The organism is Bradyrhizobium sp. SOJA106 (assembly GCF_059448745.1).
Map to the genome: position 1 here is coordinate 320,539 of NZ_CM182549.1, position 23,505 is coordinate 344,043.

The following is a 23,505-nucleotide window of genomic DNA, read 5'->3' on the forward strand; positions in this document are numbered from 1 at the left end:
AAATCTACTCAAACTGATGTCGATCGTAGAATGCCCCCGCCGCCGCGGCGGCCGGGGCCTTGGCATGACTGAGACCTAGATCTGGCGCTCGACCATCTTGAGCTTGAGCTCGGCGATGGCTTCCGCCGGGTTCAGGCCCTTCGGGCAGGCCTTGGCGCAGTTCATGATAGTGTGGCAGCGATAGAGCCGGAACGGGTCCTCGAGATTGTCGAGCCGCTCGCCGGTCGCCTCGTCGCGCGAATCGGAGACCCAGCGGTTGGCCTGGAGCAGCGCGGCGGGACCGAGATAGCGCTCGCTGTTCCACCAGTAGCTCGGGCAGGAGGTCGAGCAGCAGGCGCACAGGATGCACTCGTAGAGGCCGTCGAGCTTCTCGCGGTCCTCGTGGCTCTGGCGCCATTCCTTCTGCGGCGTCGGCGAGGTCGTCTTCAGCCATGGCTCGACCGAAGCGTACTGTGCGTAGAAATTGGTGAGGTCAGGAACGAGATCCTTCACGACGGGCTGATGCGGCAGCGGGTTGATCTTGACCGCGCCGTCCTTGACGTCGTGCATCGAGCGGGTGCAGGCGAGCGTGTTCTGGCCGTCGATATTCATGGCGCAGGAGCCGCAGACGCCTTCGCGGCAGGAGCGGCGGAAGGTCAGCGTGGGGTCGATGTGGTTCTTGATCCAGATCAGACCGTCCAGCACCATCGGACCGCAATCATTGGTGTCGACGTAATAGGTGTCGACGCTCGGATTCTTGCCGTCATCGGGATTCCAGCGATAGACGCGGAACTCGCGCAGCTCGGTCGCGCCCGCGGGCTTCGGCCAGGTCTTGCCGCCAGTGATCTTGGAGTTCTTCGGAAGTGCGAATTCAACCATTGCTCTAACCTTTCGTCATTCCGGGATGGTCCGAAGGACCAGACCCGGAATCTCGAGATTCCGGGTTCGATGCTACGCAGCGCCCCGGAATGACGAGCACCTGTTGCTTCTCAATACACGCGCGCCTTGGGCGGGATGTACTGCACGTCGTTGGTCATGGTGTAGTCGTGAACCGGGCGGTACTCGATCCTGACCTTGCCGGAATCGTCCAGCCAGGCCAGCGTGTGCTTCATCCAGTTCTTGTCGTCGCGCTCGGAGAAGTCCTCGCGGGCATGGGCGCCGCGGCTCTCGGTGCGATTGGCGGCCGAGTTCATCGTCACCACCGCCTGCGAGATCAGATTGTCGAATTCGAGCGTCTCGACCAGGTCCGAATTCCACACCAGCGAGCGGTCGGATACGGCAATGTCGGTGATGCCGCTGTGGACCTTCTGGATCAGGTTCTGGCCTTCGCTCAGCACTTCGCCGGTGCGGAACACCGCGCAATTGTTCTGCATGACGTGCTGCATGCCCTCGCGCAGCTTCGCGGTTGGCGTGCCGCCGGAGGCGTAGCGGTAGTGGTCGAGGCGACCGAGGGCGAGCTCGGCCGAGTTCGCCGGCAGCTCCGGCTGCTTGGCATTGGGCGTGAGCTTCTCGGCGAGGCGCAGCGCTGCGGCACGGCCGAACACCACGAGGTCGATCAGCGAGTTGGAGCCAAGGCGGTTGGCGCCGTGCACGGAGACGCAGGCGGCTTCGCCGATCGCCATCAGGCCGGGGATGACCGCGTTGTCGTCGCCATCCTTCTTGGTCAGCACTTCGCCGTGATAGTTGGTGGGGATGCCGCCCATGTTGTAGTGCACGGTCGGCACGATCGGGATCGGCTCGCGCGTCACATCGACGTTGGCGAAGATCTTTGCGGACTCGGAGATGCCCGGCAGGCGCTCGGCGAGCACTGCGGGATCGAGATGGTCGAGATGCAGGAAGATGTGGTCCTTCTTCTTGCCGACGCCGCGCCCCTCGCGGATCTCGATGGTCATCGCGCGCGAGACGACGTCGCGCGAGGCGAGGTCCTTCGCGGAGGGCGCATAGCGCTCCATGAAGCGTTCGCCCTCGGAATTGACGAGATAGCCGCCTTCGCCGCGGGCGCCTTCGGTGACGAGGCAGCCCGAGCCGTAGATGCCGGTCGGGTGGAACTGCACGAACTCCATGTCCTGCAGCGGCAGGCCCGCGCGCAGCACCATGCCGCCGCCGTCACCGGTGCAGGTGTGCGCCGAGGTGCAGGAGGCGTAGGCGCGGCCATAGCCGCCGGTGGCGAGGATCACGGTCTGGGCGCGGAAGCGGTGCAGCGTGCCGTCGTCCAGCTTAAGCGCGATGACGCCGCGGCAGGTGCCCTGGTCGTCCATGATCAGGTCGATAGCGAAGAACTCGATGAAGAACTCGGCCGCGTGGCGCAGCGACTGGCCATACATCGTGTGCAGCATGGCGTGGCCAGTGCGGTCGGCGGCGGCGCAGGTGCGCTGTGCCTGGCTCTTGCCGAATTCGGTGGTCATGCCGCCGAACGGACGCTGGTAGATCTTGCCGTCCTCGGTGCGCGAGAACGGCACGCCCCAATGCTCGAGCTCGTAGACCGCGTCGGGCGCGTTGCGCACCATGTATTCGATCGCGTCCTGGTCGCCGAGCCAGTCCGATCCCTTCACGGTATCGTACATGTGCCAGCGCCAGTCGTCCTTGTGCATGTTGCCGAGCGAGGCCGAGATGCCGCCCTGCGCCGCTACCGTGTGCGAGCGGGTCGGAAACACCTTGGTGATGCAGGCGGTCTTCAGGCCGGCTTCGCTGCAGCCGACCACGGCGCGCAGGCCCGCGCCGCCGGCGCCGACCACGACGACGTCATAGGTGTGGTCTTCGATCGGATAGGCCTTGCCGTTGGTGGCGGGAGCGCCGTTGCCCTTGCCATTCGTCTCGTTGGCCATGGGTTACACTCCGGATGACAGTTGGAGGATCGCGTAGATCGAGGCGAGCGCGACCGCGATCGAGAAGAAATTGTTGAGCATGATCGAAGCGAGCTTCAGCTTCTCGTTGTGGACGTAATCCTCGATCACGACCTGCATGCCGATCTTCATGTGCCAGGCGCTGGCGACGATGAAGAGCACCATGATGATGGCGATCGGCAGCGAGCCGAGGATCTGCTTGGCGCCGGCCTGGTTGCGGCCGAGCAGCATCATGATGACGACGACCACCGGGATCATCAGCAACACCATCGCCACCGCGGTGACGCGCTGGCGCCAGAAGTCGCCGGTGCCGGAATGCGCGGCGCCGAGATTGCGCACGCGGCCGAGCGGGGTGCGCATGCTGCGCTTCGGCGTATCGGTTGCGCTCATCGTCCACCTCCGATCGCATAGGCGATGATCCAGATCAGCACCGTCAGCGCGATGCCGCCGATCAGCGCGCCCCAGGTCAGCGCTTCGCGCTCATTGGCCTTGAAGCCAAAGCCGAGGTCCCACACGAAGTGCCGGATGCCGCTGAGCATATGGTGCATCAGCGCCCAGGTGTAACCGAACACGATCAGTCGGCCGATGATGCTGCCGGTGAAGGCCTGGACATGGGCGTAGGCGGCGGGGCCGGAGGCCGCCGCGATCAGCCACCAGGCCAGCAGCAGGGTTCCGACGTAGAGGGCAATACCAGTGGCGCGGTGGACGATGGAGAGCGCCATCGTCAGGGTCCAGCGGTATGTTTGGATGTGGGGAGAAAGCGGTCGTTCGATCCGTGCGGTCATGGGCTTTGATGTTGTATGGCGGCCCAACAGGGCGCGCGCGGGGATCGCGAGAGGTCGGCTCTATTTACGGAGTCGGTTTCGCCTGCGCAATCACCAAATCGCCAAAAATCGAACACCGGTTCAGCTATAGACCGTTGATGAAACAAGGCCAATCAGGGGCTTGGTATACCAGGACGATGGCGTACCGACTAAGAAGCGAATATCAATTCATCTATTGTGATATGAGGCGAGGCGCGTTGAAATCGCTATTGGAACGCCTCTAAGCCTTCGCCCTCAGGTCACACTTCGAAGCAGTCAGTTCATGACGGCTGAGGCGGCGCGAACGCTGAATGAGTCGTCGGTCAATTTCCGTCGCACGCACTGAATTTTCGCCGGGCGGTTGGATATGCGCAACCTGCATCCCACCCAAGACGACGGGGCGCCGCGTGTCGACCACGCAAATCAGATCACCTACAGCTTGGACCGCAGCCGAATCCGAGCGCGAGCCTCGGAGACGCCAGCGACCAGTTGCCGGGGCAGGTCAGGGTGATTCCAGGTCTTGATATCAAGGAGATCGTCGAGCTCGCGCTGCTGTTGATCGCAACCGGCGCGCTCTCGGGATTCCTGGCCGGCGTGTTCGGTATCGGCGGCGGGGCGATCCTCGTGCCGGTGTTCTACGAATGCTTCCGCATTGCCGGCGTGCCGCTGGAGGTGCGAATGCCGCTCTGCGTCGGCACCTCGCTGGCGGTGATCATTCCGACGTCGATCCGCTCGTTCCAGGCGCACTACAAGCGCGGTGCGGTCGACATGTCGATCCTGCGGGTCTGGTGGCTGCCGATCCTGATCGGCGTTGTCTCGGGGAGCGTCGTCGCGCGCTTCGCGCCTGAGCGGCTGTTCAAGATCGTGTTCGTGTGTGTCGCCTATTCGGCCGCGGCGCGACTGATCTTCGCGCGCGAGGGCTGGAAGTTCGGCGATGATCTGCCCAAGGGCTTTTTGATGCGCATCTACGGCTTCTGCGTCGGCATCCTCTCGACGCTGATGGGCATCGGCGGCGGGCTGTTCTCGAATTTGCTGATGACCTTCTACAGCCGGCCGATCCATCAGGCCGTGGCGACCTCGTCGGCGCTCGCCGTGCTGATCTCGATCCCCGGCGCGCTCGGCTACATCTACGCCGGCTGGCCCGCGGCTGCGACCTATCCGTCCGTTGCCGCCCTGCAAATCCCGTTCGCGCTCGGCTACGTCTCGCTGATCGGCGCCGTGCTGGTGATGCCGATGAGCCTCGTGACGGCGCCGCTGGGCGTGCGAGCCGCGCACGCGATGTCGAAGCGAACGCTGGAGGCGGCGTTCGGGTGTTATCTGTTCATCGTGGGTAGCCGGTTTGTGATCAGTCTGGCGGGTGGGCAGTAGCCGCCCCGCCCACCGTCATTGCGAGCGAAGCAATCCAGCCTGTCTCCGCGCAAAGATTCTGGATTGCCTCGCTTCGCTCGCAATGACGCGGAGAGAGCAGAGCCCAGAAATCGCAGGCGGATTAGTCCTTCAATCGCACTTCGCTGCGTCGATCGGCAGTCCAAGCTCTTTGCAATGATCCATCGCCCGGGTGGCTTCATGACCGAGAAAACGATCTCGTCGAGCCGTTGCTCGGTTACTCCCGGTGGGAGCTGCACCTCGTCCCACGTGAGCTCGCAGATATATTCATATGGTTCCCGGTCGGACTTTGGAGGCTCAAGATCCGGATACTGATCGTAGATCGGCTGAAGCAACTCGTCCTTCAGCGCGTCAAGGACGCCGTACAACGAGCCCTCCAACTTAATCCGCTCGGCTTTGCCAAGTCCCGCAATAGCCATTCGGGCTCGGTCCAGTGCCGCGCAGGCATCCAGGAGATGATGACTGATCCGGACGGCCTCATCGCGCTTCATGTTTCCCCCAACCCCGAAGCATTGACCCTATTTCTTCGCGTAAATATCCTTGTACGTGTCGCGCAAGATATTCTTCTGCACCTTGCCCATCGTATTGCGCGGCAGCTCGTCGACGACGAAGACGCGCTTGGGCATCTTGAATTTTGCAAGACGCCCTTCCAGGCCTTTCAGCACGGCGGCTTCATCGATGTTCGCACCGGGCTGGCGCACCAGCACCGCGGTGACGCCCTCGCCGAAATCGGCATGCGGCACGCCGATCACGGCGGACTCGATCACGCCGGGCATAGCGTCGATCTCGCTCTCGATCTCTTTGGGGTAGACGTTGAAGCCGCCGGAGATGACGAGATCCTTGCCGCGGCCGAGGATGTGAACGTAGCCCTTGTTATCGATCTTGCCGAGGTCGCCGGTGATGAAGAAGCCGTCGGGGCGGAATTCGGACTTGGTCTTCTCCGGCATGCGCCAATAGCCCTTGAACACGTTCGGGCCCTTGACCTCGATCATGCCGATCTCCTCGCGCGGCAATTCCTTGCCGGTCTCGGGCTCGGTCACGCGCACGGAGACGCCGGGCAGCGGGAAGCCGACTGCGCCGGGCACGCGCTCGCCGTCATACGGGTTCGAGGTGTTCATGTTGGTCTCGGTCATGCCGTAGCGTTCCAGCACCGCATGCCCCGTGCGCGCCCACCATTCGCGATGGGTCTCGGCCAGCAGCGGCGCCGAGCCCGAGATGAACAGGCGCATGTGCTTGGTTGTCTCCTTCGACAGCGCGGGGTTCTGCAGCAGCCGCGTGTAGAAGGTCGGCACGCCCATCAGCACGGTGGCGCGCGCCATCAGCTTGATGATGAGGTCTGGATCGAGCTTCGGCAGGAAGATCATCGAGGCGCGCGCGAACAGCGTCACGTTGGTCGCCACGAACAGGCCGTGCGTATGGTAGATCGGCAGCGCGTGGATCAGCACGTCCTTGTCGGTGAAGCGCCAGTAGCCGACCAGCGAGAGCGAGTTCGACGCCAGGTTATCATGCGTCAGCATCGCGCCCTTGGAGCGGCCGGTGGTGCCCGAGGTGTAGAGGATCGCGGCGAGATCGTCGCCGGCCCGCGTCACCGTCGCAAATTCGCTGGCGGCCTTGTCGGCGGCGTCCGTCAGAGAGCCCTTGCCGTCAGCTCCGAGCGTCTCGACCTTGGCCTTCACCTTGGCGGCGATCGGGGCGAGGCCCTCGGCCTTGGAGGGATCGCACACCACCAGCGACGGCTCGGCGTCGCCCATGAAGTAATCGAGCTCATTCAGCGTGTAGGCGGTGTTGAGCGGCAGATAGACCGCGCCGGCCCTGACCGTGCCGAGGTACAGCACGATGTTGGCGACGGACTTTTCCACCTGCACCGCGACGCGGTCGCCGGGCTTCACGCCGCGCGCGACCAGCACATTCGCCATCTGCCCGGCCCGCGCGATCAGATCGCCATAGCTGATATGGGCGCCGTCCTGCGTCTCGATGGCGAGGCGTTTGGGATCGTCGAGGCCCTCGAACAGGCGGGAAAACAGATTGGCGTTGGCTGCTTGGTTCATGCAAGATTTCCTCGACCGTAAGACTGACAAGGCCGGTCAAAACCGAGGGCTGGATTAGCAAAAACCGCCCCATTGAAGCAACGGAGACAGTTTGCATGACCAAAAACGGGAAACGCGTGGCCTGGGTCACGGGCGGCGGCAGCGGGATCGGGGAGGCCGGCGCCGAGGCGTTGGCGGCTGACGGCTGGACGGTGGTGGTTTCGGGCCGCCGCCAGTCAGCTCTGGAGACGGTGGTTGCGAAAATCACCAAGGCGGGCGGCACCGCCGAGGCCATCGCGCTGGACGTGGCCAACGCGGATCAGGCCCAGAAGGCGGCCGATCAAATCGCGGCGAAGCACGGCCGAATCGACCTGCTCGTCAACAATGCCGGCATCAATGTTCCCAAGCGCAGCTGGAAGGACATGGAACTGGAGGGCTGGGACAAGCTCGTCCAGGTCAATCTCAACGGCGTGCTCTATTGCATGCGCGCGGTGCTGCCGACGATGCGCAAGCAGCAGGACGGCTCGATCATCAACGTCTCGTCCTGGGCCGGCCGTCATGTCTCGAAGATGCCGGGCCCGGCCTACACCACGACCAAACATGCGGTGCTGGCGCTGACCCACTCCTTCAACATGGATGAGTGCGTGAATGGCCTGCGCGCCTGCTGCCTGATGCCGGGCGAGGTCGCAACGCCGATCCTGAAGCTGCGTCCGGTGGTGCCGAGCGAGGAGGAGCAGGCCAAGATGCTGCAGCCCGAGGATCTCGGCCGCACCATCGCGTTCATTGCCTCGATGCCGCCGCGCGTCTGCATCAACGAGCTGCTGATCAGCCCGACGCACAATCGCGGATTTATTCAGACGCCGCAGAGCAGGGATTGAGGCGGGCGTATTGTGCAATAGGCACACTGCCGTAGGGTGGGCGAAGGCGCGAAGCGCCGTGCCCACCATCTCTCCCCGCATTTGCGTTTGGTGGGCACGCTGCGCTTTGCCCCCTACGGCACCGTTTGCTTGGCGCACGCTCACCCTCACGAACGTCCCCGCACATAGTTTCACCCATCACAAAGAATTTTTCCTCGAAACCGCATCGCGAAACCTCCCGTAGTTCGGCCAACGACGGCGCTGCTGCTTCACCTCGAGACTGCCGCAAGCCGCCTTCGTTGCCCCAACTCAACGCCGGCCATTGCCGGTCACCATTCAATCGGGAGACTTTCCATGTCGAAGCGTATTGCCTATCTCGCTGCCGCTGCCTTCAGTGCCCTCGCGATCACCGCAACCGTCGTCAGCCCCGTTCGCGCCGAGGAGAAGACCGTCATGGTCGGCGGCGCCGCGATGTTCCCGTCCAAGAACATCGTCCAGAACGCGGTCAACTCGAAGGACCACACCACGCTGGTTGCGGCCGTGAAGGCGGCCGGTCTTGTGCAGACGCTGGAAAGCAAGGGCCCGTTCACGGTGTTCGCGCCGACCAACGCCGCCTTCGGCAAGCTGCCGGCCGGCACCGTCGACAATCTGGTCAAGCCCGAGAACAAGGCGACGCTGACCAAGATTCTCACCTACCACGTCGTGCCTGGCAAGCTCGAAGCCTCCGACCTCACCGACGGCAAGAAGCTGAAGACCGCCGAAGGCGAGGAACTCACCGTGAAGAAGATGGACGGAAAGGTCTGGATCGTCGACGCCAAGGGCGGCACCTCCATGGTGACCATCTCCAACGTCAACCAGTCGAACGGCGTCATCCATGTGGTCGATACCGTGCTGATGCCGGCGACGTAACACCGCAGCTTGCTGTTTCATCCCCGGAAAACAGCCTGATTTGCGACGGCGAGCCGGGGATGCCCGGCTCGCTTTTTTTGTGACCGCCATAGCCTGCGGGCATCGATTCGATGGCCAAAGGGGCGTAACGAAAACGGGCGCAGCGGCGTATATTCAGTGTCAGACGACGTTCAGGACGGAACCATCATGTCGAGCCTCATAGTCTCAGGCGAGCAGGTCAGCGCCACCCCGGCCAAAGTGATCCAGCCGGCCTGGGTCCGCGTCATGCACTGGATCAACGCGCTGGCCATGATCCTGATGATCCTGTCGGGCTGGCAGATCTACAACGCCTCGCCGCTGTTCGGCTTCAGTTTTCCGCGCGAATACACGCTCGGTGGTTGGCTCGGCGGCGGCCTGCTCTGGCATTTTGCCGCGATGTGGCTGCTGATGATCAACGGCCTCGCCTATCTCATCACCGGCTTCGCGACCGGCCGCTTCCGGAAAAAACTGCTCCCGATCACGCCATCGGGCGTGCTCCACGACGTCAGGGCCGCACTGACCTTCAAGCTCGGTCATGACGACCTCACCGTCTACAACTACGTGCAGCGCCTGCTCTATGCCGGCATCATCGTGGTCGGCGTGCTGATCGTGCTGTCCGGCCTCGGCATGTGGAAGCCGGTGCAGCTCTACTACCTGGTGATGCTGTTCGGTGACTATCCGACCGCGCGCTACGTGCATTTCTTCTGCATGGCCGCGATCTGCGCCTTCCTCGTCGTTCACGTCCTGCTCGCGCTGCTGGTGCCCAAGAGCCTGCGCGCCATGATCATCGGCCGTTGAGCATGATCCGGAAAAGTGGGAACCGGTTTTCGACAAGATCATGCTCAAAACAGATATGTGAGAACCACCATGGCCAAGCGTTCATTCCTGATCCCCGGCGTCGACAAGCGGCTGCTGATCAAGGACTCCATCAAGGCGATGCCGGATTTTACCCGCCGCCGCTTCATCGCCGGCGGCGCCAGCTTAGGCGCGCTGACGCTGCTCACCGGCTGCGACGTGGTCGACTCCTCCTCGGCCGAGACCATGCTGGCGAAGGTGTCGAAGTTCAACGACGCCGTGCAGGCCTTCATCTTCAATCCCGACGCGCTGGCGCCGACCTTCCCCGAGAGCGCGATCACAAAGCCATTCCCGTTCAATGCCTATTACGATCTTGACGACGCGCCTGACATCGATGGCAAAGATTGGAAGCTCGAGGTGCGCGGCCTCGTCGACAACAAGAAGTCCTGGACGCTGGACGAGCTCACCAAGCTGCCGCAGGTGACGCAGATCACCCGCCACATCTGCGTCGAGGGCTGGAGCGCCATCGGCAGCTGGACCGGCACGCCCTTGCGCGATTTCCTCAAACTGATCGGCGCCGACACCCGCGCGAAATATGTCTGGTTCCAGTGCGCCGACAAGGACGGCTACAACTCGCCGCTCGATATGCGCAGCGCGCTGCATCCGCAGACCCAGATGACCTTCAAATATGCGAACGACATTCTGCCGCGCGCCTATGGTTTCCCGATGAAAATCCGCGTGCCGACGAAGCTCGGCTTCAAGAACCCGAAATACGTGATCTCGATGGAAGTCACCAACGACTACAAGGGTGGCTATTGGGAAGACCAGGGGTACAATTCGTTTAGCGGGAGTTGATCGTCGCCCCGGCTAACCCACCCTACGGCACCGGTGATTTCGCCGGCCCCACCTTCCGCTGGCACAGCGCCAGGACCGCGCCCAACGCCAGCAGCGCCGCCGACACATTCAGCGCGTAGCTCAAGCTCCCCAGCGCGTCCGTGATCGCACCGACCACGATCGGTCCCAACGTCTGGCCGACGCCGAACGAGATCGTCATCGCCGCGATCGCGGTCGGCCACACCTGCGGTGGATAGTTGAAGCGGACGAAGGCGGTGGTCGAGCCGACCACCGCGAAGAAGGCGACCCCGAACACCACGGCTGAAATCGCGAGCCAGGTCGGGGAATGCCCGAGCATCGGCAAGCCGGCGCCGAGCGCGTTGGTGCCGAGGATGATGGCGGTGGCAAGCCCGCCGCGATCGAGCGCGAGCACGCCGCGCCAGGCCCAGGGCGTGACGAACGCCGACAGGCCGATCAGGCCCCAGAACGCAGCTTGCGCCGCCGCACCGCCGCCGCCGTCGCGGACATAGGCGATCATGAAGGTCATGTAGGCGATGTAGCCGGCACCGAACAGGAAATAGGCGGCGAGATAGATCAGCACGGGCAGAATTGCGAAGGCGGCGTGGCTGCCTTCGGAGAAGCGCGCGCCGCTTTCGATGCGGGTCAGGTACAGCGGCACGGTCATCGCGGCCGAGAGCAGCGTCAGCGCCCACCATACGATCCACCACGAGCCCGGCCCGAAATATTGCAGCGTGAACGGCGCGATCAGCCCCGAGGAAAGGATGCCGACGCCGGGCCCGGCATAGAACAGGCTGAGCAGGAAATTGGCCCGCTCCGGGTACGACTGCGCGATTGAAGCGGCGAGCGCGCCGCCGGCGACGAAGCCGGCCGCAGCGCCGAGGCCCAGCACGAGGCGCGCCAGGCTCAGCGCCACGAAATTGCCGGTCAATGCGCAGGTCGCGAGCGCGGCGACGCAGGCCAGGGTCCCGCCGCGGATCGCCGCCGCCCAGCCGACCCGCTGGATCAGCCGCGACGCTGCCAGCGCGCCGACGAGATAGCCGACGGCATTGATGGTGTTCATGAAACCCGCCGCCGAGTAGGACCAGCCGAGGTCCTCCCGCATGTCGGGCAGCACCAGGGCATAGGCAAAGCGGCCGATGCCGAGCCCGACCGTCGCCGCCAGCGACAGGGTCAGGATCAGCCGCGCGGGGTGCGCGTCGTGTGGCGGGCGCTCAGGGACGTGCAAAGGGTACTCCGGCGTCTGGCACTGTGGCAGGCTAGGTGCGCCTTGCACAGCCGCGGTGCGGCAATGGTGTCTTGCCAAGCGCGCAAGGCCGCTCTAGCACTCCCGCCGAAATTCATCCCCGCTTGTCATGCCCGGGCTTGACCCGGGCATCCATCCTTCAAAAAAGCTGGATTGCCGGGTCAAGCCCGGCAATGACGAGAAAAAACTGAGGACACGACCATGGCGACCCACAAATTGCTGCTGCTCCCCGGCGACGGTATCGGCCCGGAGGTGATGGGCGAGGTGAAGCGGCTGATCGATTGGCTCAATTCGGCCGGGATCGCTAAATTCGAGACCGACACCGGCCTCGTCGGCGGCTCGGCCTATGACGCCCACAAGGTGTCGATCTCCGAGGGCGACATGGCCAAGGCGCTGGCCGCCGACGCCATCATCTTTGGCGCGGTCGGCGGCCCCAAATGGGACGCGGTGCCCTACGAGGTGCGCCCCGAAGCCGGCCTCTTGCGCCTGCGCAAGGATCTGGCCCTGTTCGCCAATCTCCGCCCCGCCGTGTGCTATCCGGCGCTGGCCGACGCCTCGAGCCTGAAGCGCGAGGCCGTGGAAGGCCTCGACATCGTCATCGTGCGCGAGCTCACCGGCGGCGTCTATTTCGGCGAGCCCAAGACCATCACCGATCTCGGCAACGGCCAGAAGCGCGCCGTTGATACCCAGGTCTACGACACCTATGAGATCGAGCGCATCGGCCGCGTCGCCTTCGAGCTTGCCCGGAAGCGCAAGAACAAGGTGACGTCGATGGAGAAGCGCAACGTCATGAAGTCGGGCGTGCTCTGGAACGAGGTCATGACTCAAGTCCACAAGCGTGAATATCCCGATGTCACGCTCGAGCACCAGCTCGCCGATTCCGGCGGCATGATGCTGGTGAAGTGGCCGAAGCAGTTCGACGTCATCGTCACCGACAATCTGTTCGGCGACATGCTGTCCGACATCGCGGCGATGCTGACCGGCTCGCTCGGCATGCTGCCCTCGGCCTCGCTCGGCGAGGTCGACGTTAAGAGCAAGAAGCGCAAGGCGCTGTACGAGCCCGTGCACGGCTCGGCGCCTGACATCGCCGGCAAGGGCCTCGCCAATCCCATTGCGATGATCTCGTCCTTCGGCATGGCGCTGCGCTATTCCTTCGACATGGGCGATCTCGCCGACAAGGTCGACGCCGCGATCGCCGCGGTGCTGGCGAGCGGCCTGCGCACCGCCGACATCAAGTCGGAGGGCACGACCGCCGCCTCGACCACGCAGATGGGCGAAGCGATCCTGAAGGAACTGCAGAAGCTGCACGCGTAAGGCTGATCCTCGTCATTCCGGGGCGATGCGAAGCATCGAACCCGGAATCTCGAGATTCCCGGTGCGCAATTGCGCACCTGAGGTTCGGCTCTCCGAGCCGCCCCGGAATGACAGCTCGAGACATCGCGGGCACGGCGCGATGCGTCTTTGGCCCACCCTACGGCACCTGCTCCCGGAGCCATCTCATGGACGCCTCGCCCCGCCCCAAGATCGCGGAAACCTTCATCCATGAAACCGTGCGCCAACGCGAGGCGCAGATCGGGCGGCGCTGCGAAATTCTCAGCCATAGCCGCATCGAATATGCCTCGCTCGGCGACTACTCCTATCTCGGCGAGAATTGCGAGGTCGCCGACGCCGCGATCGGAAAGTTCACGGCGATCGCCAATTCGGTGCGGATCGGCGCGCCCAATCATCCGATGGGCCGCCCCTCCCAGCATCGCTTTACCTATGTCCCCGAATATTATGAGGCGAGCGCGACGCGCGACCGCGACTTCTTCGCGGACCGCCGCGGCGACCGCGTCATCGTCGGCAATGACGTCTGGATCGGCCACGCCGCGATCCTGCTGCCGGGTGTCACGGTCGGCGACGGCGCGGTGATCGGCGCAGGCGCGGTCGTCAGCCGCGATGTCGAGCCCTACACGATCGTCGGCGGCGTTCCCGCGCGCCCGATCCGCAGGCGGTTTTCCGAGTCGGTCGCGGACAGCCTGCGCCGCATTGCCTGGTGGGATTGGCCGGATGAGCTCATCTTCGAACGCCTCTGCGATTTCCGCTCCGAGGCGATCGAGGAATTTTGCAGGCGGTACGATCCGGCGGCGAACGCGTAGCCTCAGCCGTCATTGCGAGGAGCCCGCGACAAAATTGCGAAGCAATTTTGCGCTGGCGACGAAGCAATCCAGAATCTTTCCGCAGAGACTCTGGATTGCTTCGCTGCGCTCGCAATGACGGTCGAGAGGCAGGTGCGCCCTACGGCACCCCGCAAAAAGAAATGGCCGGGTGCTGGCCCGGCCATTTTGATTCGAAAGATACGCCCGCTCAGTACAGCGGGAAGTTCTGCGGGTAGCCGCCGACATCGGCCGGGGTCGAGAGCGGCTGGCGATCGATCGGGCGGTTGAGGTTTTCGCGGGCGAAGGACGGATAGCCGACGGCCGGCGGGAAGGCGTAGTCGCTGAACTTGCGGTCGCCCGGATTGACCTCGGTGCCGCCGTCGAGCCAGGAGCGCTTGCTCACATAGATGCGGGTGCGGCCCTGCTGATAGACCGCGTTGGGGCCGCTCGGGCCGTAATAGGGGCGGCCGCGCTCGTCATAGCGCTTGGTCTTGGTGTCGGCCGCAGCCGGCGTCGCGAAGGCCGCGGCGATGACGGCGCCCGCCGCTAGCCAGGTCGCCAATTTGGTTGCCGCAGAAAATTTCGAGCTCATCACGTCCCCTTCAGGCGGCAGGCCGCCAGTCGATTTCGCCCCATACTAGCCCGGCCGGGGTGGCTGCAACTAGGTCTATTGGGTCACACCGGCCGGGAATAATCGTGCGCGCCGGCAAAAGTTGCATGCAAACCAGCCACTTGAGCTTGGTGCCGCTCAAAGCGCCCCGCGCAATTGCGCATTGGCTGCGCCCAGCAGCCAGTCGGAGGCGGCAGCGCCGTCGCAGGCGCGGCGCTTCAGCTCGGCATGGGCGAAGAATTCCGCCAGCTTCGGCTCGTTGCCCGAGGCCAGCAGCGTCAACCGGTTCAGCATGCAGGCGATCGCCGCGCGCCGAACGGGCATTGTGTCGCCCTGGCAGGAGAAGCCGGAGATCTGCAAGCCCGGCTCCTCGTTGCGCTTGAGATAGCCGAGGCAGGGCGGCGCTGCCTTGTCGGTGCCAACCGGCCGGAACAGGGCGGCGGGGCCGAATTTGGTCTGGATCAGGCCGGCCTGCTCGAGTGGTGTGGCGGCGCCAAGGCCCATCTGGATGGCGAGATCCGCCGTCGCCGGACGGGCGACATCGAATTCGCCGCCTTCCCGATAGATCTCGAGCTCGGCCACAGGCTTGTCCGCCTCGCTCGTCCAGCGCATGACGTCCCTGCGGCCGCCTTCGGGATGCCGAAGGATGGCGTAAGATACTGTTTTTTCTGATGAATGCTGCCGGCTGACGGCGAAGGCCGGATGCGAGCGGTCGGCCACGCCCCAGCCCGGCCGCACCGCCGGCTCATCGTCCCGCATGTCGGGCAGCTGGTTGAGGGCCGCCAGCGCCAGGATGGAAAACAGGGCAAGCGCCCCCACATAGGCGAACAGGCGCGCCAGCGTGCCGACCACCTCGTCGGCGAAGGCTGCAAGCGCCAGATAGAGCTGGGTGGGAGTTTCGGCCGTCCTGGCCTCAGGCGATTGCATCCACGGCCTTCAGGCATGGTCCAACGTTGTCTTGGGGCCGGTTCTCGCATAGAAGCGCTGCTCTTCCTGTTTAAGCGTCAGCTTCAGGAACGGGCTTTTTCATCGGAGAGTGAACGATGGGTTACAAAGTCGCAGTCGTCGGCGCGACCGGCAATGTCGGACGGGAAATGCTCAACATCCTCGATGAGCGCAAATTCCCCGCGGACGAGGTCGTGGCCCTGGCGTCGCGCCGCAGCGTCGGCGTCGAGGTCTCCTATGGCGATCGTACCCTGAAGGTCAAAGCGCTCGAGCATTACGACTTCTCCGACGTCGACATCTGCCTGATGTCGGCGGGCGGCTCGGTCTCGAAGGAATGGTCGCCGCAGATCGGCGCCGCCGGCGCGGTCGTGATCGACAACTCTTCCGCCTGGCGCATGGACCCGGACGTGCCGCTGATCGTGCCCGAGGTGAACGCAGGCGCGACCGATGGCTTCAAGAAGAAGAACATCGTCGCCAACCCGAACTGCTCGACCGCGCAGCTCGTGGTCGCGCTCAAGCCGCTGCACGACAAGGCGACGATCAAGCGCGTCGTGGTCTCGACCTATCAATCGGTGTCGGGCGCCGGCAAGGACGCGATGGACGAATTGTTCTCGCAGACCAAGGCCGTCTACACCAATGACGAGCTGGTCGCGAAGAAATTCCCCAAGCGCATCGCCTTCAACGTCATTCCCCACATCGACGTCTTCATGGAGGACGGCTACACCAAGGAAGAGTGGAAGATGATGGCGGAGACCAAGAAGATCCTTGATCCCAAGATCAAGCTCTCCGCGACATGCGTGCGCGTGCCGGTGTTCGTCGGCCACTCCGAGGCCGTCAACATCGAGTTCGAGAATCCGATCACCGCTGATGAAGCGCGCGAGATCCTGCGCAAGGCGCCCGGCTGCCTCGTCATCGACAAGCAGGAGCCCGGCGGCTACGCCACGCCGTACGAGGCGGCCGGCGAGGACGCGACCTATATCAGCCGCATCCGCGAGGACGCGACGGTGGAGAATGGTCTGGCGCTCTGGTGCGTGTCGGACAACTTACGCAAGGGCGCGGCACTCAACGCGATCCAGATCGCGGAAGTCCTGATCAACCGCAAGCTGATCAGCGCGAAGAAGAAGGCGGCGTAAGACAAGTCACCGCTGCGGTGGGGTGGGCAAAGGCGCAAAGCGCTGTGCCCACCATTCTTTCGATTTAGCACCGGTGCCCTAGGGTGGGCAAAGCGAAGCATGCCCACCATTCGTTCGTAATCACGAAGAGATCGTGGGCACGGCGCGCTGCGCCTTTGCCCACCCTACAGTTTCTGCCCACCGCACGAGAGCGGCGGTTACACCACGCTGCGCGCGCTCTTGAATTCCTTCGTCGCCTTGTCCAGCACGAACAACGTTCCCTCGGCGACACCGAAATAGGCGCCGTGGGTCTGCATTTGGCCGCTTTCGACGGCCTTCTGCACGAACGGGAACGTCATCAGGTTTTCCAGGCTGCGGAACACCGCGGCTTTCTCGATGCGTTCGACGAACTGGGCCATGGTCTCATGGTCGCGCTGCTCCACCACTTCGCCCGGCTTGATGAACATTTGCATCCATTTGCCGATGAAGTCGCCGGGGGTGAGCGGCTCGATCTTGTCGACGAAGGCGCGGATGCCGCCGCATTGCGCGTGGCCGAGCACCACGATGTGCTTCACCTTCAGCACCGTCACGGCATATTCCAGCGCGGCGGAGACGCCGTGCGCGTTCTCGTCGGGCTGGTAGGTCGGCACCAGGTTGGCGATGTTGCGGACGACGAACAATTCGCCGGGGCCGACGTCGAAAATCACTTCGGGTGAGACGCGGCTGTCGCAGCAGCCGATCACCATCACTTCCGGTGACTGCCCCTTCACCGATAGCTCGCGGTAGCGGCTCTGCTCGGCCGGGAGCCGCTGGGTGGCGAAGGCCTTGTAGCCTTCCAGCAAATGCTTCGGGAATGTGATCATGGCCTATGCCTAACCATAGAGCGGACCGACGAACAAGCCTTTCGAATAGGCAGGCCAAGTGCTATCGGCTCGGGCAGAATGGACACGAGGAAACCGGAAGGAACGCCAGCATGACCCGCCCGCGCCGCAGCCATCTGTTCATGCCCGGATCCAACCCCCGTGCGCTGGAGAAGGCACGCAATCTCCCAGCCGATGGCTTGATCCTCGATCTCGAAGATTCGGTCGCCCCCGACGCCAAGGCGGTGGCGCGCGACGGCATCGCCGCCGCGATCGCCGCCAAAGGGTTCGGCAAGCGCGAGATCCTGATCCGGACCAACGGCCTCGACACGCCCTGGTGGACCGAGGACGTCGCAATGGCCGCCAAAGCCTCGCCGGACGGCATCCTGGTTCCAAAGGTGTCCTCCGTCGACGACCTCGACACGATCGGCCGCAAGCTGGCCGAGCTCGGCGCCGCACCGACCGTCAAGGTCTGGGCGATGATCGAGACCGCGCGCGCGGTGCTGCATGCCGAGGAGCTCGCCGCGGCCGGGCGCGATCCGAACACGCGGCTGTCGGGCTTCGTGTTCGGGCCGAACGACATCTCGCGCGAGACGCGCATTCGCATGCTGCCGGGCCGTGCGGCGATGATCCCGATGATCACGCACTGCATCCTGGCGACGCGCGCTCATGGCCTCGAGATCCTCGACGGTCCCTATAGCGACATCGCCAATTCCGACGGCTTTGCCACCGAATGCGCGCAGGGCCGCGATCTCGGCTTCGACGGCAAGACGCTGATCCATCCCTCGCAGATCGAAGCCTGCAACGTGATCTTCACGCCGCCGGAGGAGGAAGTCGCGCGTGCGCGAAAGATCATCGCGGCGTTCGAGCTGCCGGAGAACGTCTCGCGTGGCGCGATCCGCCTCGACGGCGCCATGGTCGAACGCCTGCACGCCGACATGGCGCGCCGCACGATCGCGATCGCGGATGCGATCGCTGCGATGAGCAAGGGCTGAGATTGCTCGAACTACGCTTCGTCCTGCGCGACGGAGCAAGGGGAATTGCGGCTGGGAACTCGGCTAATCCATTGATTTGGCTGATGCTGCGGCAGCTTTCGATCACGTCCACGCGAAGAAGCGTCGCGGCGGCCGCCGTTGACTTGCGCAAGGCCCACGGCGCAAGGTAACTCCAGCAACAGTTGAACATATTTGGCCCAACTTGGACGAGGTGTCCCCATGACGGCGCTTGCGGAAGTCGCGGCTCCTGCCAACCTGGTTGACGAACTGACCGCACATGCGGTGCGCAGCATCGAGGCCGCCGATCATTCCGCGGCTCCGTTTCCGCACATCGTCTTCCGCGAGTTCTTTCCCGCCGACTTCTACCGTGACCTGATCCGGAGCGTGCCCACGCAGGGCTACGATCCGATCACCGGGACCGGGACGCGCATGGCGCTGCGCCTCTATGGCGAGAACGTCGACAAGATCGAGCCGTCGCTGCGGCCGGCATGGGCTGCGGTGTCGGCCATGCTGACGTCGAAGAGCATCGAGCAGGCGATCCGGAAGCGGCTGCACGACGGGCTCGAGATTCGCGCCCGTGGCGACAAGGTCGCCGGCGCCGACGACCTGACCCTGGTGGCAAAGCCGGTCGTCTACGTGGACAGGGACGGCTATCAGATCAAGCCGCATCCGGACACGCGCAAGAAGGTCGTGACGATGCAGCTCTATTGCCCGGCCGACGCCAGCCAGGAGGCTTTGGGGACGACGCTCTACAAGGCCTCGCTCAAGGGACTGCTTCACGTCGGCTCGTATTGCCTGGAGCCGGTGAAGACGATCCCGTTCCTGCCCAATGTCGGCTACGCCTTCGTGGTGCTGAAGGCCTATCACACGCTGACCAAGATGAGCTGGCACGGCCGCCCGCCGATCCAGACCGATCGCGACCGCGTCACCATCCTCAACACGTTCTATGTGAACGAAAAGGTCGGCTTCTGATCTGGTGCGCGTTAAGCGCGCCGCTGTCAGTGCGGCGCGATCGAACAATTCCAGATGACCGTCCAGCGTTCGACGCCCGGTAGCTCCCGGAGCGACCGCGCGCGATATCTCGTCGCGCAGCGATGTCTGATGTAATCCAGCAACTCATCTCGCGTCTCAAATCCTGTCTGGCGCTGCGACAAACACCCGCATTTGCGCGCGTGGCGGCCGCTCGATGCAGGGTTCGAACCGGCCTCGCGCATACGCACGCCATGCGGACATGCGCAGGAATTCACGGTGTCGCGCGTCATTGCGTGAAACCGAAACGTCAATTGGCGACATTCTCCTGCGTGTGAGGCGCCGGCGTCTGTCTCGAACATTAGATGGCTTCCATTAGGCGATGGCCGTCTCGCGGTTTATTGCACGTCGTGTCTCGTCGACGTGACGAGACGGGCGTCAAATAAGAAAGTCTCTGGCGTGTTATGGCTCGCGACTTGAGTTGCGCGCGCGCATTCGCGCTTGCGTGCGTGCCTATGCTGTTGTCTGCGACATCGTCGTTCGCGCAGCAATCGAACCATCCATCGTCGACGGAGACCGGGCAATCACTTCCTGCCGTGACCGTATCCGCACCGGAGCGTCACGCCAGTCCGGAGGCAGCATGCGTCGACCGCAATGCGCGCGAGACGTCAGGCCGCACGAATTGAAAGCGCGGCAGCGACAACAACGAGACCAGCGACGGTCGGCGCACAGCGGGCCGCATTGCCGCTGCCCTATGTCGGTGGACAAATCGCGCGCGGTGGTCAGCTCGGCCTGCTCGGCAACAAGGACTATATGGAAACGCCGTATAGCCTCACGAGCTATACGGAAAAGACCATCCGTGACCAGCAGGCGACCAGCGTCGCTGAAGTCCTGACCAACTCCGATCCGTCGGTGCGCGCCGCAATCGGCAGCAGCAACCGCTATGATGCACTGACCATCCGTGGCTTCCGTGTTGAAAACAGCGAGATCGCGTTGAATGGGCTGTACGGTCTCGTGCCGGCCTATCGCATCAACCCGGCACCGATTGAACGGATTGAGTTGCTCAAGGCCCCGGGGGCATTCCTCAGCGGCATGGCCCCGCAGGGAAGCATCGGTGGCAGCGTCAATGTCGTGACCAAGCGTGCCTATGAAGACCTGACGCGGTTGACCGTCGGGTACATCTCGAATGCCCGCCTCGGCACCGAGGTCGACGTGGCGCGCCGCTTTGGCGATCAGAAGGAATGGGGCGTCCGGTTCAATGGCGGGGTCGATGGTGGGAACACGACGATCGATCGCCAATCGGTGCGTGACGGCGTCGGTTCGCTCGGCGTCGACTATCGGGTGAGCGCTTCCGCTGGTCGGCCGACGTCATCTATCAGGACGACTGGATGAAGGCTGCGGCGCGTGGCTATACGCCGGTCAAGGGCATCGCAGTGCCGAATGCGCCCGACGCTCGCATCAATCTAGCCCAGCCTTTCGACTATGCTCGCGCCAAGAGCCTGACAGGCCTGACGCGCGCCGAATACGATCTGTCGAACTATGTCACTTTGTTTGGTGCCATCGGCGGCAACCAGTTCGGTTACGACAAGCGGCAAGCACCGGGAGCGACGCTGCTCATGGCCTCAGGCAATGCGCTATCAACGTCGCGGTTCCAGACCGGCAAGTCCGAGGGCGTGTCTGGCGAGGCCGGTGTTCGGGCCCGCCTCGACACCGGCCCGGTCAGTCATGAGATGGTTGTCAGCGGCAGCGCCTTGAACCGCACGGATTGGCTCGGTCAAACAAACTATGGAAACTATCTGACGAACATCTACACACCGACAATTCTGGCGAGCCCGGGTATGCCCTTGTCGTCATTCCCGGAGGGCAAGTCGGCCTTTCTTGGACTTCGCAGCGTTGGCGTTGCCGACACCCTCTCGACGATGAACGGGATGCTCCAGCTGATCGTCGGAGCCAGGCAGCAGCAGGTCATCGCGAACAATTACGACACCGTCAGTGGGTTGGAGACGACCCACTACGATCAGAGCGCCACATCGCCCTCCGTGGCGCTGTTGGTGCGACCGATCAAGGAGCTGTCGTTCTACGCCAGCTACATCGAAGGCCTCACGCCTGGGCCAACGCCTCCGTCCGGTGCAGCCAACACCAACCAGGTGTTTGCGCCATTCAAGACCAGGCAATATGAGGTCGGTACCAAGCTCGATCTCGGTCGCTTCGGCGCGAGCCTGGCGGCGTTCCAGATCAGCCTGCCCAGCGGCGTCACCGATCCCGTCGGCAAAATCTACAGCCTCGACGGTGAACAGAGAAACCGCGGCGTCGAGTTCAACACCTTCGGCGAAGTCGGCCCCGGCATTCGGGTGCTCGGCGGCGTGACCTATCTCGATGCGCGCCTGACGAAGACCGGTGGGCACCTCTATGACGGCAATCATGCGATCGGTGCGCCGGGCTGGCAGAGCAATTTCGGCATCGAGTGGGATGCCCCATTCCTGCCCGGACTGACGGCGACGGCGCGCAGCATCTATACCAGCCGGGCCTATGTCAGCGCCGACAACATCCAGAGCGTGCCGGCCGCGGACGCTGTGGCTGTCGATGTCGGTCGATTTCTAGAGCATGATTCGGAAAAGTGTGCAGCGGTTTTCGCTCGCGACAAACGCGGAACGCGTTTGCGCGGAGATCATGCTCGAACAATAGAACGCGGATTGGCTTCGTCGCGCCGTCAGTTCGGCGCGACGTCGGCGCGATCGAGCGACTCCAGCGTCGAGGCATTGCCGCAATAGCCGTGATAGGTCTCCGCGGCGGTGCCGCTGGCGAGATCGCGGTCGCACTGCCCCTTCTGATTGCAGAGCGAGCAGACCCGCTCCATGTCGCGCAACAGCAAAGGTTGCGCCTGTCCGAGCCGCTCTGCGTCGATGCCGAGCTGCTCCAGCATCCTCGGCAGCTCGTCGGCGGCATGCTTACCGTGACGGACCAGTTCCTCGAGATCGTCAGGCGCGATCCTGAGATCGCTCGCGATCCGGTCGAAATCGGCGCGGTCGAGCCGCCGCATCTCGTTCATCTCGCGGCGATGCTTCAGCCAGGCGGCAAAGGACTCGATGAGATCCTGGACGATGGGATACGGCCTGCTTGCGGTGCTCATGCGAGGCTCCATTCGGGTCGTGGAATTGGAGCGAGACTACGCACAATGATGCAGAGGCGCGTTGCGCTGGATCAAATTGGGAACGATTGGAGCGTGACACGTTGGCGATCGATCTCGTGTCCCGGACGCGGTGCGGCGCGAAGTGCCGCTCCGCGGAGCCGGGACCCATCTCACCGCTCACTGGGCACCGGTTCAGCGGCGCATCACTAAGGTGCTGCGCTACGTCCGGGGCACGAGCGGAGAGCTACGCGAACCGCTCCGCCGCCCACGCATACAGGCTGCCGGGCACCGCCGGCTGCTTGCTGCGTCCCTTGCCCGAGATGTGCAGGCCGATCACTTCGGGGTCGGTGACGATGCCGAGATAGTTCGAGGGCTCGAAGAACAGTTTCGGCTCGGAATGCACCGCGTAGAACGATTTCTTCGGCAACGCCTTTGAAAGATCGCCCGAACGCTTGGCGAGGATGGTGAGTGCCGGCGGCCCGTAAATGGCGATGCGCAGGTCGGACAGGCGCTGCGAGCCGCCGCTCAGCCGTCGCATCGCAAAGCTCAGGCGATGGCTCAGCGACAGCCATTCCGGCGTCAGCTCCTCCTGCTCCATCAGCGCCTCGAAGGCGCGAACGATCTGGTGTCCATGCGGCAGATAGAGCACGGAGTTGCCGAGCCGGCGCGATCGCTCCCAGGCGAAGTATGGTTTTGCCGGATCGATCTCGACCGGTCGCAACAGCACCACATCGGCATCGAGCCAGAGCCCGAGGCCCATCGCCATCAGCTTCATGCGGAAGAAGTCGCTGAACTGAAGCGTGGTCCAGTCGCGCCAGCTGCCGTCCGGCTGCGGCGGCCGCAGGCGTTCTGAGAACGCGTGCGGCAGCACCGCCTCGGCATCGGCGTTGGCGACGCCCGCGGGCAGGCCGGGAATGGGGTCGAAGCTGTAGAGCGTGACCTTGTGGCCAGCAGCCAGCTGCGAGCGCAGACAGGTCTGGCGCAGTGCATCCATCGGGCCGTGCCAGAAGGTGACGATGTCGGGCAGCATC

23 protein-coding genes are annotated in these 23,505 nt (G+C 64.0%); 12 read left to right on the top strand and 11 right to left on the bottom strand.

Annotated elements, in window-relative coordinates; genetic code table 11:
• Positions 1 to 75: 75 nt before the first annotated feature.
• From AC5V87_RS01540 to sdhC, 4 genes are all read right to left on the bottom strand, one after another.
• Positions 76 to 858, bottom strand: coding sequence for a succinate dehydrogenase iron-sulfur subunit (locus tag AC5V87_RS01540; RefSeq protein ID WP_456841838.1), 783 nt, complete (start codon positions 856 to 858; stop codon positions 76 to 78).
• Positions 859 to 968: 110 nt separating this feature from the next.
• The gene (sdhA, locus tag AC5V87_RS01545) at positions 969 to 2,804 is read right to left on the bottom strand and encodes a succinate dehydrogenase flavoprotein subunit (protein ID WP_456841839.1); all 1,836 of its coding nucleotides are present in this window, start codon (positions 2,802 to 2,804) and stop codon (positions 969 to 971) included.
• Positions 2,805 to 2,807: 3 nt separating this feature from the next.
• Positions 2,808 to 3,212, bottom strand: coding sequence for a succinate dehydrogenase, hydrophobic membrane anchor protein (gene sdhD / locus AC5V87_RS01550; protein ID WP_495369786.1), 405 nt, complete (start codon positions 3,210 to 3,212; stop codon positions 2,808 to 2,810).
• Positions 3,209 to 3,607, bottom strand: a complete 399-nt coding sequence (gene sdhC, locus AC5V87_RS01555; RefSeq protein ID WP_456841841.1) for a succinate dehydrogenase, cytochrome b556 subunit — start codon at positions 3,605 to 3,607, stop codon at positions 3,209 to 3,211. The genes sdhD and sdhC overlap by 4 nt, the downstream gene beginning before the upstream one ends.
• A gap of 525 nt (positions 3,608 to 4,132) precedes the next feature.
• Between sdhC and AC5V87_RS01560 the strand changes: the two genes are divergently transcribed.
• Positions 4,133 to 4,993, top strand: a complete 861-nt coding sequence (locus AC5V87_RS01560; RefSeq protein ID WP_495369787.1) for a sulfite exporter TauE/SafE family protein — start codon at positions 4,133 to 4,135, stop codon at positions 4,991 to 4,993.
• 536 nt (positions 4,994 to 5,529) lie between these two features.
• On the opposite strand, the gene AC5V87_RS01565 is transcribed toward AC5V87_RS01560, so the two are convergent.
• Positions 5,530 to 7,059, bottom strand: coding sequence for a malonate--CoA ligase (locus AC5V87_RS01565; protein ID WP_495369788.1), 1,530 nt, complete (start codon positions 7,057 to 7,059; stop codon positions 5,530 to 5,532).
• Positions 7,060 to 7,154: 95 nt separating this feature from the next.
• On the opposite strand from AC5V87_RS01565, the gene AC5V87_RS01570 reads away from it, so the two are divergent.
• The 4 genes from AC5V87_RS01570 to AC5V87_RS01585 all read left to right on the top strand — a co-directional run bounded on the left by AC5V87_RS01570 (position 7,155) and on the right by AC5V87_RS01585 (position 10,472).
• Positions 7,155 to 7,916 carry an SDR family oxidoreductase gene (locus AC5V87_RS01570; protein ID WP_456841845.1) on the top strand — a complete coding sequence of 254 codons (762 nt, stop codon included), beginning with the start codon at positions 7,155 to 7,157 and terminating at the stop codon, positions 7,914 to 7,916.
• A gap of 333 nt (positions 7,917 to 8,249) precedes the next feature.
• Positions 8,250 to 8,804: a fasciclin domain-containing protein gene (locus AC5V87_RS01575; protein ID WP_456841846.1), complete on the top strand. Its 555-nt coding sequence runs from the start codon at positions 8,250 to 8,252 to the stop codon at positions 8,802 to 8,804.
• Positions 8,805 to 8,990: 186 nt separating this feature from the next.
• Positions 8,991 to 9,620 (top strand): cytochrome b/b6 domain-containing protein, encoded by a 630-nt coding sequence (locus AC5V87_RS01580; RefSeq protein WP_456841847.1) that lies wholly within the window; start codon positions 8,991 to 8,993, stop codon positions 9,618 to 9,620.
• Between the two features lie 69 nt (positions 9,621 to 9,689).
• Positions 9,690 to 10,472: a molybdopterin-binding protein gene (locus AC5V87_RS01585; protein ID WP_495369789.1), complete on the top strand. Its 783-nt coding sequence runs from the start codon at positions 9,690 to 9,692 to the stop codon at positions 10,470 to 10,472.
• Between the two features lie 22 nt (positions 10,473 to 10,494).
• Here AC5V87_RS01585 and AC5V87_RS01590 read toward each other — a convergent pair whose 3' ends face one another.
• On the bottom strand, positions 10,495 to 11,697 hold the full coding sequence (locus AC5V87_RS01590; RefSeq protein WP_495369790.1) for a YbfB/YjiJ family MFS transporter: 1,203 nt from the start codon (positions 11,695 to 11,697) through the stop codon (positions 10,495 to 10,497).
• A gap of 219 nt (positions 11,698 to 11,916) precedes the next feature.
• Here AC5V87_RS01590 and leuB point away from each other — a divergent pair, with 219 nt between their 5' ends.
• On the top strand, positions 11,917 to 13,029 hold the full coding sequence (gene leuB, locus AC5V87_RS01595) for a 3-isopropylmalate dehydrogenase (RefSeq protein ID WP_283083097.1): 1,113 nt from the start codon (positions 11,917 to 11,919) through the stop codon (positions 13,027 to 13,029).
• A 185-nt stretch (positions 13,030 to 13,214) separates the two neighbouring features.
• The gene (locus AC5V87_RS01600; protein WP_456841850.1) at positions 13,215 to 13,853 is read left to right on the top strand and encodes a DapH/DapD/GlmU-related protein; all 639 of its coding nucleotides are present in this window, start codon (positions 13,215 to 13,217) and stop codon (positions 13,851 to 13,853) included.
• Positions 13,854 to 14,061: 208 nt separating this feature from the next.
• Here AC5V87_RS01600 and AC5V87_RS01605 read toward each other — a convergent pair whose 3' ends face one another.
• Both AC5V87_RS01605 and AC5V87_RS01610 read right to left on the bottom strand, forming a co-directional pair.
• The gene (locus AC5V87_RS01605; RefSeq protein ID WP_456841851.1) at positions 14,062 to 14,445 is read right to left on the bottom strand and encodes a hypothetical protein; all 384 of its coding nucleotides are present in this window, start codon (positions 14,443 to 14,445) and stop codon (positions 14,062 to 14,064) included.
• Between the two features lie 156 nt (positions 14,446 to 14,601).
• Entirely contained in the window at positions 14,602 to 15,390 is a 789-nt protein-coding gene (locus AC5V87_RS01610) for a hypothetical protein (protein WP_495369791.1), read from the bottom strand.
• Positions 15,391 to 15,506: 116 nt separating this feature from the next.
• Here AC5V87_RS01610 and AC5V87_RS01615 point away from each other — a divergent pair, with 116 nt between their 5' ends.
• Positions 15,507 to 16,541: an aspartate-semialdehyde dehydrogenase gene (locus AC5V87_RS01615; protein WP_495369792.1), complete on the top strand. Its 1,035-nt coding sequence runs from the start codon at positions 15,507 to 15,509 to the stop codon at positions 16,539 to 16,541.
• 197 nt (positions 16,542 to 16,738) lie between these two features.
• Here the strand turns inward: AC5V87_RS01615 and AC5V87_RS01620 are convergent, their stop codons facing one another.
• The gene (locus AC5V87_RS01620; RefSeq protein ID WP_456841854.1) at positions 16,739 to 17,383 is read right to left on the bottom strand and encodes a carbonic anhydrase; all 645 of its coding nucleotides are present in this window, start codon (positions 17,381 to 17,383) and stop codon (positions 16,739 to 16,741) included.
• A 110-nt stretch (positions 17,384 to 17,493) separates the two neighbouring features.
• Here AC5V87_RS01620 and AC5V87_RS01625 point away from each other — a divergent pair, with 110 nt between their 5' ends.
• The 4 genes from AC5V87_RS01625 (at position 17,494) to AC5V87_RS01640 (ending at position 22,115) form a co-directional block, all read left to right on the top strand.
• Positions 17,494 to 18,375: an HpcH/HpaI aldolase/citrate lyase family protein gene (locus tag AC5V87_RS01625; RefSeq protein WP_495369793.1), complete on the top strand. Its 882-nt coding sequence runs from the start codon at positions 17,494 to 17,496 to the stop codon at positions 18,373 to 18,375.
• 219 nt (positions 18,376 to 18,594) lie between these two features.
• Positions 18,595 to 19,347 carry a hypothetical protein gene (locus tag AC5V87_RS01630; RefSeq protein WP_495369794.1) on the top strand — a complete coding sequence of 251 codons (753 nt, stop codon included), beginning with the start codon at positions 18,595 to 18,597 and terminating at the stop codon, positions 19,345 to 19,347.
• A 738-nt stretch (positions 19,348 to 20,085) separates the two neighbouring features.
• Positions 20,086 to 20,736, top strand: coding sequence for a TonB-dependent receptor plug domain-containing protein (locus tag AC5V87_RS01635; RefSeq protein WP_495369795.1), 651 nt, complete (start codon positions 20,086 to 20,088; stop codon positions 20,734 to 20,736).
• Positions 20,733 to 22,115: a TonB-dependent receptor gene (locus tag AC5V87_RS01640; protein WP_495369796.1), complete on the top strand. Its 1,383-nt coding sequence runs from the start codon at positions 20,733 to 20,735 to the stop codon at positions 22,113 to 22,115. Before AC5V87_RS01635 ends, AC5V87_RS01640 begins: the two co-directional genes overlap by 4 nt.
• On the opposite strand, the gene AC5V87_RS01645 is transcribed toward AC5V87_RS01640, so the two are convergent.
• Positions 22,055 to 22,474, bottom strand: a complete 420-nt coding sequence (locus AC5V87_RS01645) for a DUF6455 family protein (protein WP_456841858.1) — start codon at positions 22,472 to 22,474, stop codon at positions 22,055 to 22,057. The two genes, AC5V87_RS01640 and AC5V87_RS01645, sit on opposite strands and share 61 nt — an antisense overlap.
• A 244-nt stretch (positions 22,475 to 22,718) precedes the next feature.
• Positions 22,719 to 23,504 (bottom strand): hypothetical protein, encoded by a 786-nt coding sequence (locus AC5V87_RS01650; RefSeq protein ID WP_495369797.1) that lies wholly within the window; start codon positions 23,502 to 23,504, stop codon positions 22,719 to 22,721.
• Between the last annotated feature and the right edge of the window lies 1 nt (position 23,505).